Raw genomic sequence first — 17,211 nt, 5'->3', positions numbered from 1 at the left:
CAAAAAAGACTGCTGAATGATTCAGCAGTCTTGTCGTGTTTTATTAAGAAAGTGCGTCTGTCAGTGCAGGTACGACTTGTTTCTTTCTTGATACAACACCTTTTAGTAAAGCTGTGTTGTTTTCAAGCGTGACGTTAAATGCTTTTTCTACTTTTGCTGCTTCTGCACCGAGTGCAAGAGCAAGGGAGTCATTTTCTAAAATGTCTGTGATGACTAAAACAAATAGATCAAGACCTTTTGCTGCAATGACTTCATTAATTTTTGCTTCAATGTCAGCCTGTCTTGCTGTCACTTCAGCGATATCTACTGTATTGACTTGTGCAATTTCCACTTTACTTTTGCCTAGTGCGAATTCTTTTGCATCAAGTGTAATTAATTCTTGAACCGTTTTTTGGCTTAGATCAGCGCCTGCTTTCAGCATGTCTAGGCCGTAAACTTCTGGATCTACCCCTGCGATTTTTGCAAGCTCATGTGCAGCATCAATATCTTGCTGTGTGCATGTTGGGGATTTGAATAGTAAGGAATCAGAAATGATCGCAGATAAAAGCAAACCAGCGATTTCTTTTTCAATCGTCACTTGGTTTTCTTTATACATTTTGTTTAAGATCGTTGCTGTACAGCCTACAGGCTCTGCACGATAGTAAAGAGGTTCACTTGTTTCAAAGTTGGCAATACGGTGGTGGTCAATGACCTCAGTTACTTGTACTTGATCAATATCGCTTACACTTTGCTGGAATTCGTTATGATCGACAAGAATGACTTGCTTTGTTTCGTTTGCAGCCGTTTCAATGAAACGAGGTGCTTCTTGTTTAAAGAAATCTAATGCGTATTGTGTTTCTCCATTGATTTCTCCAAGTCTGACGGCTTCTGCCTCAGTGCCGATTTTGTTTTTCAAATCAGCGTAAGCAATAGCAGAACAAATCGTGTCTGTGTCAGGATTTTTGTGTCCGAATACGAGTGTTTTTCCCATGTGAATTCTCCTTCTTACATTTATTGATGATGTTTCTATTCTAACAGCTTTTGACCTTGAATTCAGGGTTTATAGCTAAGAATAATCTAAAAAATTGTAACATGCTGTTTGAAAACTTGCATGTGCGATTCTATATCGGTGTTCCACGTGAAACGCTCCTAAGATAGCCTGCATTTTACTTGAGATTTGCCGCTATGGTAAAATAAAGGTTGGGGCAAGACATGATGGAGCTGACATCATACGTATACATAGAAGTACACATTGAGCAAGATATAAACAAAAGGATTGGATAGAGGTGAAGGTGTGAAACAAACAAAAGCGTTAGTAGAGGGCGCAATCATGATCAGTATTTTCGCAGTCATGATGCTGTTTTATTTATATGTGCCGCTATTATCCATTATTTTCTTTCTAGCTGCTCCGATTCCGATCATCCTCTATACAATCAGACACGGCTTGAAAAAAGGAATTGCTGCTGGCGCTATTGGGATAGTGATCAGCTTTTTAATTGGGTCTATAACTGGACTCATGAGTGCACCTATTCTGATTTCTGTCGGATTAGGCATGGGTGTTTTCTACAGCAGAAGGCAGCCTGGGAATGCCATCATTACAGGTGCGCTGATCTATTTGTTCAGTTTTCTCATCTCCTTTGTTGTCAGTGTTCAGCTTTTTCAGATCGATATCATGAGTATCGCGAAAGAGTCAATTGAGCAAATGATGCCGATGGTAGAGAGTGTTTTAAAGCAATCCGGGGCTTCTGAAAAGGACATAGCCAAACAGCTCAAACAGTTTAAAGAGATACAGGATACGGCATTAAGTGCTTTACCTGTAGCGTTATTGATTTTGGTCACCCTGATGGCTTTCGTGAATCACTGGTTCGTGCAGCCTCTGATCAAACGGTTTGTCAAAGACATGCCGTCCTTGAAGAAATTTAAGGATATGCGGCTGCCAAAAAGCATGGTATGGTATTATTTACTCACATTGCTTTTGATGCTGATTCAGACGGAAAAAGGCAGCTTTTTATGGCTCGTTCAAACGAGTGCGTTTCAAATTTTATTTATACTGGTGCTTATTCAGGGATTTTCTTTTCTCTTCTATTATTGCCACGAAAAAAACATCTCAAAAGCGGTACCCATTTTCGCTGTTGTGTTAACGGTTTTCTTTCCGCCGATCGGTGTGATTGTGCGAATTATAGGGATTGCTGACATAGGCTTTGATTTAAGAGAAAAAGTAAAAAACAAATAATTCACTCTGAATGTTGAGGAGTTGATATCAGTGCCAAGCTTCTATAGAAAACCTGTCATCAAGTATCCGATCTTCGCGTTAATTGTTCTTGCGGTGATCACAGTCCTCCTCAACCTTTATTTCAATTGGATCATAGGAGCAGTTGGTCTTTTCGTCCTTGCAGGTGTGCTCTACTTCTTAAAGTGGGCAGATACGCAAGTGCAGAAAGAGATTGATTCATATATTTCAACATTATCCTATCGAGTCAAAAAGGTTGGAGAAGAAGCATTAATGGAGATGCCAATTGGTATTATGCTGTTTAATGATCAGTATTATATCGAATGGACCAATCCATTTCTCGCTTCATGCTTTCATGAAAGCACACTTGTCGGCAGATCCTTGTACGATACATTCGAGTCCATTGTGCCTCTTATTAAACAAGAGGTTGAGACCGAAAATGTGACGCTGAATGACCGGAAATTCAAAGTTATTATTAAACGGTCAGAGCGCCTTTTATATTTCTTTGATGTCACGGAACAGGTACAGATTGAACGACAGTACGAAAATGAACGAACGGTGTTATCTTATATCTTTTTAGACAACTACGACGATGTCACGCAGGGACTTGATGATCAAGTGCGCAGCGCGATTAATAGTGAAGTGACGTCTTTGCTCAACAATTGGGCACAAGAATATGGTATTTTCCTGAAGAGAATTTCGTCTGAACGATTTATGGCGGTTCTAAATGAGAGCATTTTAGCTGAGCTTGAAGCGTCGAAGTTCTCCATTTTAGACGAGGTCCGTGAGAAAACAGGGGCACATAGTGCGACACTCACTCTGAGCATCGGGATCGGTGCGTCCGTTCCTTCTTTGAAAGAGCTTGGAGCACTTGCGCAGTCGAGTCTTGACCTTGCTCTCGGACGAGGCGGGGATCAGGTCGCCATTAAACAGCCGAATGGAAAAGTGAAATTCTACGGTGGAAAAACAAATCCAATGGAGAAACGGACACGCGTACGCGCACGGGTCATTTCTCATGCTTTAAAAGAAATTGTATCTGAAAGCGGTAATGTCATGATCATGGGGCATAAGTTCCCAGACATGGACTCAATCGGTGCATCCATTGGGATTTTAAAGGTTGCCCAGGCCAATGGAAAAGAAGGTTATATTGTCATTGATGCCAACCAGATTGGCGACAGTGTTCAACGCTTAATTAGTGAAATTAAGAATTATGAAGAGCTTTGGTCACGTTTTATCACACCAGAGGAAGCAATGGAGCTTGCAAAGGATGACACATTGCTTGTGGTCGTGGATACACATAAACCGTCTCTCGTCATGGAGGAACGACTGCTGAATAAGATTGAAAACGTCGTGGTCATTGACCATCATAGACGCGGCGAGGAATTTATCCGTGATCCTTTACTTGTTTATATGGAGCCGTATGCTTCATCTACAGCAGAGCTTGTGACAGAGCTTTTAGAGTATCAGCCGAAGAAATTGCGGATTAACATGATTGAGGCGACTGCGCTTCTGGCTGGGATCATCGTTGATACGAAGAGTTTCTCCCTGAGAACGGGGTCAAGAACGTTCGATGCAGCATCCTATCTTCGTGCAAAGGGAGCAGATCCTGTCCTTGTGCAAAAGTTCTTAAAAGAAACAGTCGATCATTACATCAAACGAGCAAAACTCATTCAGCATACAGAGCTGTATCAAAATCAGGTGGCTATCGCTTCATTGCCATCTGACAGGTCGGAGTATTATGATCAAATTACGATTGCCCAGACAGCGGATTCCCTGTTGTCAATGAGTGAGGTAGAAGCGTCATTTGCTGTCGCTAGACGAGATGACGACACGGTATGCATTAGTGCTAGATCATTAGGGGATATCAACGTTCAAATTATTATGGAAGCATTAGACGGCGGCGGCCATTTGACTAACGCTGCTACCCAGATTTATGGTATAACCATTGAAGAAGCGGTAGGGAAGTTAAAGGCTGCCATAGACGAATATTTCGAAGGAGGGGTTCAAAGATGAAAGTCATCTTTCTAAAAGACGTAAAAGGCAAAGGGAAAAAAGGCGAAGTCAAGAATGTAGCTGACGGATACGCTCACAACTTTCTCATCAAACAAGGGTTAGCTGTTGAAGCAACTCCAACGAACCTAAGCGCATTGGAAGGGCAGAAAAACAAAGAGAAAAAGAATGCCATCCAAGAGCTTGAACAAGCAAAACAATTAAAAGAAACACTTGAGGCGTTAACAGTGGAACTCACTGCAAAATCAGGTGAAGGCGGCCGTTTGTTTGGCTCAATTACAAGCAAACAAATCGCTGATAAATTGCAAAAAGATCATCAAATTAAACTCGATAAGCGCAAAATCGAGCTGAATGACGCCATCCGTGCGTTAGGTTATACAAATGTACCGGTAAAGCTTCATCCAGAGGTACAAGCAACGTTAAAGGTACATGTGACAGAGCAGGCATAAGCAGAAAAGAACCCGTCTCACGAGGAGGCGGGTTCTTTTTTATGAAGGATCTGAAATATAGACGCTGCGTCCGGCACGCATACCGGATAAAAACATGAAAAATAGGATGACAATAAAGATGATAATCGCGGGTGTCCATGTATGTGTGGAATCAAAAAGGATTCCAATCATGAACGGCCCAACAGCAGCTAATAAATAACCGAGAGACTGCGCCATTCCAGAGAGGGCAGCTGCTTGTTCCATATTGGTTGTACGTAATCCGATGAATGTGAGGGCAAGACTGATACTGGCCCCTTGTCCAATGCCGATCAATAGAACAGAGATGACAAGAATAGGCGTTGATCCTCCGAGAAGAAGTCCAATCATGCCAAGTAAATACACAAGGACAAGGCCGGCGACAAGCGGTCTTTGTGTTTTTAATTTTTCTGCAAGAACGGGCGTTAAGAAGGTGGATGGCAGCCCAACAAACTGCATAATGGAGAGCATCCAGCCAGCTGTCGACAGGTTCATTCCATGTGATGTTAAGATATCAGGAAACCAAGCGATACTGCTATAGAAAAGGAATGACTGCAACCCCATAAAAAAGGTCACCTGCCATGCAACACGTGAACGCCATATCGGCTGCTCTGTGAGCGAGATGCTTTTGACGGCCGCTGTATTCTGATGAAGAAGCTGCGGCACCCAAACCATCATGGCGAGAAGGGCAAGTCCAGCCCATACAAGGAATGATGTATTCCAGCCGCCAGGCATCGTATGACTGAGCGGAACACTGACACCTGATGCAAGTGCAGCAAAGACGGACATTGAAGTCGTATATACACTTGTCATCAAACCTGCATGTGCAGGAAATTTATGCTTCACAAGCCCCGGTAAGAGCACATTACAAATCGCAATTCCAACGCCGACCAGTGCCGTTCCAATCATTAAGAAGGTGATGGTGCCAAATGAGCGAATCACAATCCCAAAGAGAAGGACAGCAAGTCCAAGCCAGAGGGTTCGTTCATTGCCAAGTCGTTTTCCGATTTTAGGTGCAATTGGAGAAAGCAATGCGAATGAAAGCAGTGGTAAAGTCGTGAGAAAACCCGCCAGTCCATTTGAAAGCTGCAAATCGGAGCGAATCGCGCCGATCACAGGGCCAACGGATGTAATGGCAGGCCGAAGATTAAATGCAATAAGCAGAATCCCAGCAATCAGCAGGATGGTTTGTCCAGTACTGCGAGGATGTAATGTTGATTTTTCTAGTTGTTGTTCCATGAATGTAAACTCCTTTATTTCTTTAAGAAGAACGATCTTTCTTCTGTTCAAGCTCCGCTAATTTAGCTAATAAGATATGCTGCGGCATATGCATAATTTGTTCTAACGGTACATTGAGTGATGCAGCAAGCTTTTGTGCGGTATCGGCTGAGATTTGTAAAGGTCTCATGCGCAAATCCCTCCTCTTTCAATCTATACGTTCCAATATATCATATCGGCTTTGTGCCATGCTGATAAAAAATTAGCGTTCTCTTTGATAAAACCACTTTAGAGCCGATAAGAAATTTTTTTGAAATTGTTTCAGATGATGGCCCTCCCCTTGTTTGATGTGATATTGCAGCTGCCTTTCTTGCATCCCTTTTTGTAATAAAAGATCATGCAGTTGTTTGTTGAATAAAGGCATGTGCTGTTGAGCAGATGTTTTTCCTTTCCCTTCTTCACTGCCTACAGACAAATAAATAAAGTGATCCACACACTGAATGCTTTGTTGTTTAGCAAACGGTAGAAAATCTTGATACCAAAATGACCCGGAGATCGATGCGATGTTTTTAAAAAGATCAGGGTGCATGAATAAAGTATAAATAGCAAACAGCCCGCCTAATGAAGCACCTACGTGGCTATGTTCATGACAGGTCTCTTGAACTGGATATTCTCTTTTGATATATGGGAGCAAGTCATTCGCTAAAAATGACACATACGTCTGTGCCTCGCCTTTAAAGTCAGGGAACCCAGATCGCAGTGATGACGCCTTCCATGGTGTATATTCGTCAAGTCGATTGAAGGGGTGTATGCCGACGATGATGATTGGCGAGATGGTTTTGGTTTCGATCATTCTTTCGATCTCTAGCAGGTGTGTTCTAAACAAAGAAGAGCCATCTTGTACAAAGACAGCTGGGACATCAATAGAGGTGTCCGGTGGAAGGTAAATATCAAGCTGACGCCCGTTAAGCTCGTCATATAGAAACGTTCCGTTCATGTGTATCCTCTCCTAACGGTTTTCAACTGCGTTGAAAAGAAGACAAAGGGCTAAACATTTTAGCCCTTTGTCAACCATCTGATCACGCATCTTTTTAATTGTTTTGATCTAACCATTTGACAGCCTTGTCAAGGAAGGTTGTTTTGCTTAGTGCTGTTCCTCCTTGAAGCATAGGGTCAACGGCATTTTCATTGATGTGCCCATTTTTCACAGCTTTTAGGCTTGTCCAAATTTTATTTTTCTCTAAGTCTTTCAATGCATTTGGATTCGATGAGTTTTCTTCTTTAGAGAACTGAACAAAAATATAGTCAGGATTGAGTTCTCCTAGGCGCTCCAATGAAATCAATGCCTGTGCTTTGGCTTTTTTGATATCACTTGGTACTTTAAATCCTAAATCCCCATATAAGGTAGAGTTGAAGTATACGTCTTCAGGGTACACGTACAAGTCGCCCTGTCTAATGCGTAAAATGACAGCTGTTTTGTTGCTGCTTTTGTCTTTCAGGGTTTCTTTCGCTTGTTTGAGATCTTTCTGATAATCAGAGATGATGTTTTTCGCTTCTTCACTTTTTCCAGTCAATTCACCGAGTAATAAAAGATTGCTTTCCCAGTCGGAAGAGACATGTGATACTGGGATCGTCGTTTGGACTTTATCTAGTTTTTTAATTGTTGCAGGCGGGAACTTTGTTGATCCAAGTATCACATCTGGTTTTAGTTTTAGGATTTTTTCTAGGTTCGGTTCTGTTTTTTCACCGATGCCTTCCGTTTTCGCTGTGATGTCTTTAAATAATTCAGGGAATGTGCCGCCTACAGTAGAAGCACCAATAGGCTCGATACCAAGTAATTTTGCATCTTCCATTGATTCAAGGCTTCCAGCAATGACAATTCGTTTCACTGGTGTTTTGAGTTTGTACGTTTGATCTAAGTAATTGATGTTTGTTTCTGTTGCTTCAACTGACTTGCTTTTGGTTGTGTTTGAAGCAGGTTTATTTTCTGCAGCACCACAGGCTGCTGCGGTGAGCGTCATGATACAAAGGATAAGCAACGCGAACCATTTTTTCATTTGTTTTCTCCTTTAACTGATAATTGTTCTCAATTAAAGATTGTATTAGGCTTTCGTCCTTTTATCCATAGACAAATATCTGTCAAATGATGGACTTTTTACGGAAAAAAAGATAAAAGGTCCTGAATGACTCGTTGATGACTGGCTGCTGTGTATTCACGCCAAGGGTCAGAAGTGAGCGGATAGACGGCTTGCTGCGTCACAGCTTTGAGATTTTGCCAAGCCTCCTGCTGCTTTAACTTTTGATAAAAAGCAATGGTTTTTGGCTCCTTATGCAGGAAGAGGAAGATGGCGTCTGGATCTAGCTGTTGTATGGAGCGAATGCTGATTTTTTTTTCTATTAGCTGGCCGTCATTCTGAAACGCTGGCAGAAGACCAATGTCATGAAAAATCACTTCGGACATGGTGCGATTTACAGACAAGTAGAGCTGATCTTGAAAGATTCGTAGAGGCAGGACGGTTTTTGGTGGATGATCAAAAAGGCATGCCTTTTTCGCTTGAATGACGAGTTCCTCGTAATGAATCAGCCATTCTTCTGCTTCCTTCGCTTCGTTTAGGAACATAGCTGTTTGTCTGAATTGAGTGCGCCAATCCAATTGTGTGAATGGAACAAAGTGAACAGGACAGATGGTTTTTAACACTTGTTTTTCTTCCTCTGTCACATGTTCATTGGCAATGATCAGCTCAGGTTTTGTTTCCTTTAATAGCTGTAAATTGGCTTCAGCGTGCTCGTTGATCCGATGTGCACTCAGGTGAATCGGAATTTCTTCTGCATGATGCTCAAAATCATGTGCTGTCCATTTAGGGTGAAGAGGGGCAGCATATGGAATGATATGAATGGGTGTGAGCTGGCCGAGTATAGAATGACCATAGGCTGCAATTTTCCGCTGACGGCTTTTCATATAAGTAGAAGGGGTCATGCCCGTTTTTTTCTTAAAGATGCGGCTGAAGTAATACGGATCTTGATAGCCGATTTCAAGTGCAATGTCTTTGAGCTTTGCGTTGCCTTTTGCCATTAATTGTTTGGCTCTAGCCATCCTTTTCTTGGTGATATAATCAGTGACACTCACATCAAAATGCTTTTTAAATAGCTCACTGTAATGATTGGCGCTGATACCAGCCATATGAGATAGACTTGTCAGGCTGAGGGGTTCTTCGGAATGTTGATCGATATATTGTTTTGTTTTGAAAAGGGCATGTGCCGTGTCACAAATATCTTCTTTATGCAGTGTAAAAAGCTGCATAATAAGCTGCTGGAAAAGAGTTTGGCTTCTAAAAAAGCTAATGGATTCAGGTCTTTGCCATTCCTCTGTCATATCGGACAGTAAAGAATGAATGTGTTCAATCAAACTAATATCGATAAATTGCCATTTATTCAGTAAAGAACGGGCATGTTCTGGTGATACTTCTCCTATGTTTTGATTTTGCAGCGTGTAGAGCTGAAAGCGAAAAAGGTAGAGCTCGTGTTTTTGATAAGGCTCTGTTTTCAACATAAATGTTTCCCCAGGCATGATCGTATAGAGAGTCAGATGTTTCAATCGCCATTTTTGATCGTTCAATGTGAGTAAACCGCTGCCGCTTATGCTGAAGAGGAGGCAGAATGTATCTGATAGCTGCTGCTCCGTATGTGGAAGCTCTGCATTATTTATTTTTTCAGTATCTGTTAATCGATAGATGAATTGTTCGGCATTTGCCAACGTACGTAATTGATTATTGTTTCCCATAAAACCACCTGATCTCTTTTTAGTTGATAAACATTCTCAATTAAATTGTAGCAGAATGAGCTGAAAGATGGTGATGTTTATTCTGTCAAAAAAGCACCCTGATGGAGATCAGAGTGCGATGATTTATTCCGTTTTTCCATGAGCTAGCGCTGGTTCTTTTGTTAAACTTAATGGCCGCAAGTCCTGCCAGTGTGTCTGGATATAATCGATGCAGGCATTTCTAGTGTCTTCACCAAAGACCTTTTCCCATCCATCTGGCACTGGTGCAAATGATGGCCAAAGTGAATGCTGTCCTTGTTCATTGACCAGCACAAGAAATACACCGTCTTCACGATCAAAGGGATTTGTCATTTGTCATCTCTCCTTTATTCTTAGTGCTTTTGTTTGACCCGATGCAGTGCGTTGTCTAAGATGACACCAATTTCTGCTAGGGGTTTAGGCTGGCACATGTCTTTGTGCCGGCAATGAATGTCGTGCTGTTCAATTGTTCCGTTGATATAAGGTGCCCATGCTTCGGGATCAATTGGTGTAAACCAATCTGGGATAATGGTAGATCTAAAGAATAATATGTCCCCCTGATAAGTTTTTGGGTGATATTCTCCGAGCAATCGAACTGAATTCACATAGGTTTCTTTTAGATTTCTAATGGCATCTTCACTTAAGCTTGCTAGTGCACTGCCATCTTTTTTCAAAATGTCGACGGCACTTTTCATCGTGAGCGGTTCACCTGTTAAGGTATCTGGATCATAACCGCCGAGCGCAAGAAGAGCAATTAGTGCTTCTTCTTCATCAGGTGCTGCTTTAATCGGTAAGAAATGGTTTGGATAGGCATCCAGCATCGCAACGAGTGCGATTTCTTCACCTTGCTGCTGGAGCTGTGTAGCCATTGCCTGTACAACGTTTCCACCTAATGACCAGCCAAGAAGATGATAAGGGCCTTTTGGCTGAATCGTTTGGATGTGCTTGATGTAATCCGCAGCCATATCATCTAGTGTGTGCGGGTAGTCATCTTTTCTTGCGATTCCTCGTGCCTGTAATCCATAAATAGGGATGTCTTTCTCTAATGTATTCAAGAGACCTGCATAGCACCAGCTCAGACCACCTGCTGGGTGAACACAGAAAAGAGGATATCTTTCTCCATTTGTTCGCAGCGGCAGCAAGATGTCTAGTGCGTTTTCATCGCTTCCTGTTTCTAGTTTCTCTGCCAAACTTGCCACATTTGGTGCTTCAAACAATGTTCCAATGCTTAGTTTGACACCAAGTGCATCACGAATGCGGCTGATTAAACGAACTGCAAGCAGTGAATGCCCGCCAATGTCAAAAAAGCGATCGTCTATGCTGATTTTAGGCAAATCAAGCACCTCTTCAAAGAGATGACATAGGATTTCCTCTTTCGGGTTTCTTGGGCCGCGGCCATCCGTTTGCTGTAAATGCAATTGAGGGGCTGGCAGTGATTTTTGATCAAGCTTCCCGTTTGCTGTAAGCGGCATGGCGTCAATCTGTACATATGCCGCGGGCACCATGTAATCAGGAAGACTGGCTGCTGCAAAATGACGAAGGGTCTCTGTATCGAAACGGTTTTCTTCAGTTGGGACGATATAGGCGACTAGGCGTTTGTCGCCAGGCTGATCCTCTCGCATCATGACGGCAACTTGTGCAACTGCATCGTGGCGTGCCAGAACGGCTTCGATTTCTCCAAGTTCAATGCGGAAGCCGCGTATTTTAATTTGATGATCAGCTCTGCCAATGTAATCAAGAGCCCCTTCTTCTGTCCAGCGCGCAAGGTCGCCTGTGCGATACATCCTTGTGCCAGGTGCGCCATAAGGATCGGCAGGGAATCGATCTGATGTCAGGTCAGGTCTGCCTAGATAACCTCTTGCAAGGCCAGCTCCAGCTACATACATTTCACCTGTCGTCCCAGGGGGAACAGGCTGCAAGTATTCATCTAGTACGTACACATGTAAATCAGGAATCGGTTCGCCTATTAAACTGCTGGAGTTCTTTGTGATCATATCTCGATTGAGTTCATTGTACGTAACGTGTACGGTGGTTTCTGTAATGCCGTACATGTTAACGAGCTTTGGCTTACAGTCTGAGTGACGGCTGTACCAATCTTCTAATCTGCTAAGCTCTAATGCTTCACCGCCAAAGATGACATAGCGGAGTGATAATGCTTGGCCTAGTGTTTGTTGTTCCTTGTCTATCTGCATGAGCTGATAGAAGGCAGAAGGTGTTTGATTAAGCACAGTCACACCTTCCTCGACTAGAAGCTGCAGCATCTCTTCTGGAGAGCGAGAGATGGTATGAGGTACAATGACAAGCCGGCCGCCATATAAAAGTGGTCCCCATATTTCCCATACTGAAAAGTCAAAGGCATATGAATGGAACATTGTCCAAACATCTTCTTCATCAAATTGGAACCAATGTTCAGTAGATGTCAGAAGACGGATGACATTTTGGTGTGGGATGACCACTCCTTTTGGTTTCCCTGTAGAACCGGATGTATAAATAATATAGGCCGGATGCAGAGAAGATAGCGGTTCAATTCTGTCTATATCAGCCGGATTGTGATTTGGCATTGTCAGCAATTGATCGCTCGTTTCTTTTTCGTCTAACAAAATCAAATCGCATTCAGCTGGAAGATGCACTGCATCTGCTTTTGTTGTGATGCTGCAAACGGGTTTGGCATCTTGTATCATGTATGCCAGTCTGTCTGCTGGGTAATCTGGATCAAGCGGAACATAGGCTGCGCCTGCTTTATGAACGGCTAATAAGCTTACGAGCATATCGATTGATCTAGGCAGGGCAAGTGCAACGAACTGTTCTGGTCCAACGCCTCTTTGTATTAATAAATGAGCAAGACAATTGGCTTTGTTGTTTAACTCACCATAGGTCAGCTGCCTATTGCCATACGTTACAGCCACTCGATCAGGGTATTGCTGCGCCGTTTTTTCAAATAAGGCCGGGAGACTATGTGCTTGATCTAACTGAGCGAATGTCTTTTTATCAGGGAGAAATGTTTGCTGTTCTTTATCTGATAAAATGTTCACTTGACCAATTGGCACATGTGGGCGCTCAGCTACCTCTGTTAAAAAGCGCTTCATTCTGTCAGCGATTGCTCCAATGGTGCTTTGTTTAAATACATCTGTACTGAATTCAAACAATCCTGTTAAACCTGCTGCTGACCCAGTTTCCGTTCTTTGTTCTGTCAATTCGATGGTCAGATCGAATTTAGCTGACCCTACTGGTTTCACGTAGAGGTCTGAATCAAGCTGTGTCAGCTTCATTTCCGCCTTCGGTGTATTTTGGAAGGCTAGCATGACCTGGAACAATGGATTTCTTGATCTGGACCGGGTTGGGTTTAGGATTTCGACTAGCCGTTCAAATGGCAGATCCTGATGCTCATAGGCTGCTAGGTCAACGTCTCGCACTCGCTTCAATAGCTCACTAAAGGTTGGATTACCAGCTGTATTTGTACGTAATACTAGTGTGTTCACAAACAAGCCCACAATATCGTCAAGTGCATCATCATTCCGTCCAGCAATCGGACTGCCGATTGGGATATCTGTACCGGCCCCAAGGCGTGTCAGTAATGCTGCAAGTGATGCTTGAAGCACCATGAACAAACTCACCTGATGCTGCTTTGCAAGCTCAAGGAGGTTCTGATGTAAAGCGGGTTCAATCGTAAAGTCTATCGTCGCACCGTTGAAGCTTCCTTCCTGTGGACGCGGGAAGTCATAGGGAAGCTCAAGTTCTTCAGGCAGGTCCTGTAAGGCACCTTTCCAGTAGCTGAGCTGCTTGGCAAATAGACTATCCGTCTCTTCTTCACTGCCCAACAGCTTCTGCTGCCAAATAGCATAGTCAGCATATTGAACAGGTTCTGCTGGAAAGGAGATGGATTTTCCTTGTATACGGGCTTCGTAAGCAGCAGCTAAGTCTCGTGTCAATGGTGCAAGTGACCAGCCGTCACCAGCGATGTGATGCAGCAATAGAAGCAGTACGGATCGGTTTGCATCAAGCGTGAATAATTCAGCTCGAAGTGCAGGTTCTTCTTCAATCTGAAAGCTATACCGAATGGCTTCGTTTAACTGATTCTCAATTTGTTGATCGCTTGAAGCTGTGACATGGAGTTCAGGCTGAACACTTTTCGGATGTAAAATGACCTGTCTCGGCATGCCATTCTTATCTGGAAAAATGGTTCTAAGGGTTTCGTGTTTTTCAGTGATATCTGCCAAAGCACCAATGAGAGCTGTTTGATCTAGTGTACCTGTCAGCTGAATGACAAGTGGAATATTGTAAGTTGGACTTGGCCCTTCAAGGCAATGAAGGAACCAGAGCCGTTTTTGGGCAAAGGATAATGGAATTTCATCTGGCTTGTCTTCTACCTGAAGCGGCGGCCGAATGTCCTTCGCTTTGTCAATGTACTGCACAAGCTCAGCAACCCGAGGAGATTCAAAAAGGGTACTCATGCTTAGGTCTGCACCAAGTGTATCGCGTATACGTCTAAGCAGGCGAGCGGCGAGTAAGGAATGTCCTCCTAAGTCAAAGAAACTATCATCTATGCCAATTTGAGATAGGCCAAGGGTTTCTGCAAATAAACTACATAACATGTCTTCTTGTGGTGTTCTAGGTGTCCGCTCAGAACTGACTAAAGACATATTTGGTGCTGGTAATGCTTTGCGGTCGATTTTGCCGTTTGGTGTAAGTGGAAGTTCTGGCAACACGACAACAGCAGAGGGCACCATGTAGTCAGGAAGTAATGAAGCCGCAAACTGCCTGAGCTCTGAAGGGTGCAGAGAAGAGCCATCTGTCAGCACAACATACGCACAAAGAAGCTGCTGCCCAGGTTGATCCTCACGAACGATAACAGATGTATGCTTTATGGCTTGATGCTGCATCATTACGGTTTCGATTTCACCTAGTTCAATACGGAAGCCGCGTATTTTAATTTGATGATCGGCACGGCTGATATAATCAATCGAACCATCTTCGCGCCATCTGGCTAAATCACCGGTGCGATACATTCTCGTGCCTTTTGTGCTGAATGGATCAGCGACAAAACGTTCAGCCGTTAAATCATATCGTCCAAGATATCCTCTGGATACTCCTTCACCTGCAATATAAAGTTCACCAATTGATCCTGCTGGGACTGGGTTTAGTCCTTCATCTAAAATATAAATGCTCGTATTCCAAATGGGTTTACCGATTGCCGGCCCGCTATTCTCCCGGTGTGCTGTGACATTTTCCATCGTAGACCAGATCGTCGTTTCTGTAGGTCCGTACAAATTAGTAATGTCGCATTGAAGAGATTGCAATGTGTGCAAAAGGGAAGCAGGGAGTGGTTCTCCTCCAACAAGAACACGCATACCTGTTATCACGTCAGGGTACTCATCTGCCAACGCATGCCACAACGTTGGCGTTGCCTGCATGATTGTGACATGATGAGAACGAATCATGTCTGAAAGCTTTGCTGGTTCTTGTATGGTTTCTTTTTTTGCCAATAAAATAGCAGCCCCATGTAAAAGCGGGAGGAACATTTCCAGCTCGGAAATATCAAAGGCAATGGTCGTTACCGCTAAAAGCTGGTCTTCTTGATCTAATAAAAATGAATCTTGCATGGACAATATAAAGTTGATCACATTTCGCTTTGTTACAACAACACCCTTTGGTTTGCCTGTCGATCCTGATGTGTACAGGATGTAGGCGGGGTGATGTGGAGAGCCATCGCTCCAAGTCGGATTGAGATGCGGACTGTCTGCTATCTCCTGATGGACAGTTGCATCATCCAGTTGAACGATGTGCGGATGGTCCAAACCGTCTGCTGTCTCTTTAATTGTGAGCAAGCACGCCGGTTTGGCATCTTCTAGCATATAGGCGATACGATCGTTAGGATAATCAGGATCTAGTGGCAGATATGCGGCTCCCGTTTTGACGACGGCTAATAGACTTACGACCATATTGATGGACCGAGGAAGAGCAATTGCGACAAATTGTTCTGGTCCAATGCCATGTTTTTTCAAATAATGAGCTAATTGATTAGCCCGCTGATTCAACTCTTCATAGGTCAAAGTAATTCCTTCAAACTGTAATGCTTTTGCTTGTGGTGTTTTGCTCACCTGTTTTTCAAATAGTTCCCGTAAAGATTCCTTTGGTAATTCTCGTTTTGTATCATTCCAGTGCTTGAGGATGTTCTCTTTTTCTTTAGACAAAAGAAGGTTGAATTGACTGATTGTCTGATCTTGCTTTAGTCCGGTTATTTCCTCCAGCAATTGCAGAAAACGCTGCTGATGAGCGTCAACTGCTTGCTCTTTGTAAACGGCAGGGTTTGCATCAAAGTCGATTTGAAATCCGTTCCCATCCGCGCGGTCGTATATGTTAATCGATATATCATCCACGGGTCCTGCTGAAAGGTTATGTGCTTGACCAATGCTCTGATCGAACATGAGATCATAATCAAATGGCATGATATTGATCTGTGGGCCAAATAATCGCTGATTTCTTCCGATAAGTTTAAAGTCTCTCCGCATGTCTTCATGACGATATCTTTGATGAGGGCGAATGGCTTTTAGTTCTTCAGATACTTGGCGAACAAGTGCTGAGAGTGTCATTTCTGGTTTGCATGTTAAACGAAATGGTACCAGGTTCATGACCATTCCGGGTGTTTGTAAGGCGCACGATCCAAGGCGCATCATCACAGGAAGCCCTAAAACAATATCATGTGCACCAGTCATACGATGCATATATAATGCGGATGCTGCAAGGATCATTTCATGCCACGTACCACCGAAGGCTTGAGCATTTTTTTTCATTTTGCTTACCTTTTCGGCATCGAAGCCAGCCGTTTTTCGAATAAAATGATCCGACGTTCTTGGTGCAAGCTCAGCAAGGCTGACAATTTCCGGTTGATCAGCAAAGCGATTTTTCCAAAACGCTTGATCAGCTTCATATCGATTGGACTGTTGATAGGTGAGCTCCTCTTGGACTACGTCATGTAAGGATCCAAATGTTTGAGGAGGCACAGGTCTCCCTTTCGATAGGGCTGAATAGACCTCAGCAACACGACGTGCAATGAGCGAAAAGGCGAATCCATCAATGGCAATGTGATGAATGCGCTGATACCAGATAAATCGATCGTCAGCAAGCTGAAAAAGTACTTCACGGAATAATACATCTTTCTCTAAAGAGACTGGTGTTGAAAGATCTGCCTTCATCCATGCTTTAGCCGCATCAATCGGCTGTTTTTCATTTTGTAAATGAATCAATTGGAATGGAATTTCTTTCTTAGATGTCATCCATTGCTTTGGACCGTCAGTATCTTCAATGAAGCGCATATACAAGGAATCTGCTTCTAAGACAGTCTTTCTAATGGCGGCTTCAAAATGTATGGGATCAATAGGACCTTTAATATCTATATACTCTGCTGTATTGAAAATAGGATTAGCTGGATCAAGCTGCTGCGCATACCAAATGCCTGATTGGGCACCGGTTAGTGGGAATGAATCGACTGACTGGATCGACAAGGGTCTATA

Annotated in this window: 11 protein-coding genes; 3 read left to right on the top strand and 8 right to left on the bottom strand. The window is 43.2% G+C overall.

Annotation, left to right across the window (positions count from 1 at the left end; translation table 11 throughout):
* Window positions 1-43: 43 nt before the first annotated feature.
* Window positions 44-970, bottom strand: coding sequence for a manganese-dependent inorganic pyrophosphatase (locus tag NSS76_RS19185; protein WP_073979340.1), 927 nt, complete (start codon window positions 968-970; stop codon window positions 44-46).
* Window positions 971-1,273: 303 nt separating this feature from the next.
* Between NSS76_RS19185 and NSS76_RS19180 the strand changes: the two genes are divergently transcribed.
* The 3 genes from NSS76_RS19180 to rplI are packed head-to-tail and all read left to right on the top strand — an operon-like array spanning window position 1,274 to window position 4,668.
* On the top strand, window positions 1,274-2,212 hold the full coding sequence (locus tag NSS76_RS19180; protein WP_341082643.1) for a YybS family protein: 939 nt from the start codon (window positions 1,274-1,276) through the stop codon (window positions 2,210-2,212).
* Between the two features lie 30 nt (window positions 2,213-2,242).
* Window positions 2,243-4,222 carry a DHH family phosphoesterase gene (locus tag NSS76_RS19175; protein WP_048238316.1) on the top strand — a complete coding sequence of 660 codons (1,980 nt, stop codon included), beginning with the start codon at window positions 2,243-2,245 and terminating at the stop codon, window positions 4,220-4,222.
* Window positions 4,219-4,668, top strand: a complete 450-nt coding sequence (gene rplI, locus NSS76_RS19170; protein ID WP_008359128.1) for a 50S ribosomal protein L9 — start codon at window positions 4,219-4,221, stop codon at window positions 4,666-4,668. The genes NSS76_RS19175 and rplI overlap by 4 nt, the downstream gene beginning before the upstream one ends.
* Window positions 4,669-4,707: 39 nt before the next feature.
* Here the strand turns inward: rplI and NSS76_RS19165 are convergent, their stop codons facing one another.
* From NSS76_RS19165 to NSS76_RS19135, 7 genes are all read right to left on the bottom strand, one after another.
* Window positions 4,708-5,922 (bottom strand): CynX/NimT family MFS transporter, encoded by a 1,215-nt coding sequence (locus NSS76_RS19165; RefSeq protein WP_151863293.1) that lies wholly within the window; start codon window positions 5,920-5,922, stop codon window positions 4,708-4,710.
* A 22-nt stretch (window positions 5,923-5,944) separates the two neighbouring features.
* Window positions 5,945-6,091: a YycC family protein gene (locus NSS76_RS19160; protein ID WP_064498621.1), complete on the bottom strand. Its 147-nt coding sequence runs from the start codon at window positions 6,089-6,091 to the stop codon at window positions 5,945-5,947.
* A 72-nt stretch (window positions 6,092-6,163) separates the two neighbouring features.
* Window positions 6,164-6,898 carry an alpha/beta hydrolase gene (locus NSS76_RS19155; RefSeq protein WP_341082641.1) on the bottom strand — a complete coding sequence of 245 codons (735 nt, stop codon included), beginning with the start codon at window positions 6,896-6,898 and terminating at the stop codon, window positions 6,164-6,166.
* A gap of 94 nt (window positions 6,899-6,992) precedes the next feature.
* On the bottom strand, window positions 6,993-7,958 hold the full coding sequence (locus NSS76_RS19150) for an iron-hydroxamate ABC transporter substrate-binding protein (protein ID WP_341082640.1): 966 nt from the start codon (window positions 7,956-7,958) through the stop codon (window positions 6,993-6,995).
* Window positions 7,959-8,056: 98 nt separating this feature from the next.
* The gene (locus tag NSS76_RS19145; protein ID WP_341082639.1) at window positions 8,057-9,682 is read right to left on the bottom strand and encodes a helix-turn-helix domain-containing protein; all 1,626 of its coding nucleotides are present in this window, start codon (window positions 9,680-9,682) and stop codon (window positions 8,057-8,059) included.
* 123 nt (window positions 9,683-9,805) lie between these two features.
* A complete protein-coding gene (locus NSS76_RS19140) occupies window positions 9,806-10,033 on the bottom strand; it encodes an MbtH family protein (protein WP_025093680.1) in 228 nt (75 codons plus the stop codon).
* A gap of 20 nt (window positions 10,034-10,053) precedes the next feature.
* A complete protein-coding gene (locus NSS76_RS19135; RefSeq protein WP_341082638.1) occupies window positions 10,054-17,202 on the bottom strand; it encodes an amino acid adenylation domain-containing protein in 7,149 nt (2,382 codons plus the stop codon).
* Between the last annotated feature and the right edge of the window lie 9 nt (window positions 17,203-17,211).

The sequence above is a fragment of the Bacillus sp. FSL R5-0654 genome (genome assembly GCF_038008745.1).
Classification (GTDB): Bacteria; Bacillota; Bacilli; order Bacillales; family Bacillaceae; genus Bacillus; species Bacillus safensis.
Note: the sequence above shows the minus strand (reverse complement) of the source record. Positions and strands in the feature narration are given on the sequence as shown.